The sequence below is a fragment of the Streptomyces sp. YS-3 genome, assembly GCF_045257485.1.
In the GTDB taxonomy this organism is placed as follows: Bacteria; Actinomycetota; Actinomycetes; order Streptomycetales; family Streptomycetaceae; genus Streptomyces.
Map to the genome: position 1 here is coordinate 1 of NZ_JBJHPC010000890.1, position 1,918 is coordinate 1,918.

A 1,918-nucleotide genomic window follows, 5' to 3' on the forward strand; every position below is an offset into this window, starting at 1 on the left:
CCCCCCGGCCGCTCCGCGGCCCCCGCAGTTCTCCATCCGAAAGGGCAGACCCCGTGCTGACCGTCGACTTCTCCCGCTTCCCGCTCGCCCCGGGCGACCGCGTGCTCGACCTGGGCTGCGGCGCGGGCCGGCACGCCTTCGAGTGCTACCGGCGCGGTGCGCGGGTCGTGGCGCTGGACCAGAACGGCGAGGAGATCCGCGAGGTCGCCAAGTGGTTCGCGGCGATGAAGGAGGCGGGTGAGGCGCCCGAGGGGGCGACCGCCACCGCGATGGAGGGCGACGCGCTCAACCTGCCCTTCCCCGACGCGTCTTTCGACGTCGTGATCATCTCCGAGGTCATGGAGCACATCCCGGACGACAAGGGTGTGCTCGCCGAGATGGTCCGCGTCCTCAAGCCGGGCGGCCGGATCGCGGTCACCGTGCCGCGCTACGGGCCGGAGAAGGTCTGCTGGGCGCTGTCCGACGCGTACCACGAGGTCGAGGGCGGCCACATCCGCATCTACAAGGCGGACGAACTGCTCGGCAAGATGCGCGAGGCGGGCCTGAAGCCGTACGGCACGCACCACGCGCACGCGCTGCACTCGCCGTACTGGTGGCTCAAGTGCGCGTTCGGCGTCGACAACGACAAGGCGTTGCCGGTGCGGGCGTACCACAAGCTGCTCGTCTGGGACATCATGAAGAAGCCGCTGGTGACGCGGCTGGCGGAGCAGGCGCTCAACCCGGTCGTGGGCAAGAGCTTCGTGGCGTACGCGACGAAGCCGCACCTCGCCCCGGTGGACGCCGGGGTCCCGCTCGCCCCCGCGGGCAAGGCCGGCGCCAAGTGACCTCACCGGAGCGGACCGAGCACCTGGTCCTGCCGGGGGTCCTCACCGCCGCGCAGGCCGCCACGACCGTCGCCGGCATCCTGGCCGCGCAGCGCGAGGACGGCGCCATACCGTGGTTCCGCGGGCACCATCTGGACCCCTGGGACCACACCGAGGCCGCGATGGCCCTGGACGCGGCGGGCGAGCACGAGGCGGCGGGGCGCGCCTACGCGTGGCTGGCGCGGCACCAGAACGACGACGGGTCCTGGTACGCGGCGTACCACGACGGGGACCACACGCAGGTCACCGACCGGGGGCGGGAGACCAACTTCGTCGCGTACGTGGCGGTGGGGGTCTGGCACCACTACCTCGCCACCGGCGACGACACCTTCCTCGACCGGATGTGGCCGGTGGTGTACGCGGCGGTGGAGTTCGTGCTGCGGCTCCAGCAGCCCGGCGGGCAGATCGGCTGGAAGCGCGAGGAGGACGGCTCGCCCGTCACCGACGCGCTGCTCACCGGCAGCTCCTCGATCCACCAGGCGCTGCGGTGCGCGCTGGCGATCGCCGAGCAGCGGGAGGAGCCGCAGCCGGACTGGGAGCTGGCCACGGGCGCGCTCGCGCACGCGGTGGCCCGCCATCCCGAGCGCTTCCTCGACAAGTCGCGCTACTCGATGGACTGGTACTACCCCGTCCTCGGGGGCGCGGTGACCGGCGCGGACGCGAAGGCGCGCATCGAGGCGCGGTGGGACGACTTCGTGGTGCCCGGCCTCGGGGTGCGCTGCGTCCTGCCCAACCCGTGGGTGACGGGCGGCGAGAGCTGCGAACTGGCGCTCGCGCTGTGGGTGGTGGGCGAGTCGGACCGCGCCCTGGAGATCCTCCAGTCCATCCAGCACCTGCGGGCCGGGGACGGCCTGTACTGGACGGGGTACGTCTTCGAGGGCAACCGGGCGGTGTGGCCGGAGGAGCTGACGACGTGGACGGCGGGGTCGCTGCTGCTGGCGGTGGCGGCGCTGGGTGGTGACGAGGCGACGGCGGCGGTCTTCGCGGGCGACCGCCTGCCCCGGGGCCTGGCCCCGGACTGCTGCGGCTCCCCCACCCCGCCCGCTCGCTGAGCC

2 protein-coding genes are annotated in these 1,918 nt (G+C 73.4%); both read left to right on the plus strand.

What is annotated here, in order from left to right; translation table 11 throughout:
* The first annotated feature begins 53 nt into the window (after positions 1 to 53).
* Positions 54 to 824: a class I SAM-dependent methyltransferase gene (locus ACJA3G_RS35985; protein ID WP_406557234.1), complete on the plus strand. Its 771-nt coding sequence runs from the start codon at positions 54 to 56 to the stop codon at positions 822 to 824.
* Positions 821 to 1,915: a prenyltransferase/squalene oxidase repeat-containing protein gene (locus tag ACJA3G_RS35990; protein WP_406557235.1), complete on the plus strand. Its 1,095-nt coding sequence runs from the start codon at positions 821 to 823 to the stop codon at positions 1,913 to 1,915. Before ACJA3G_RS35985 ends, ACJA3G_RS35990 begins: the two co-directional genes overlap by 4 nt.
* Positions 1,916 to 1,918 lie beyond the last annotated feature (3 nt).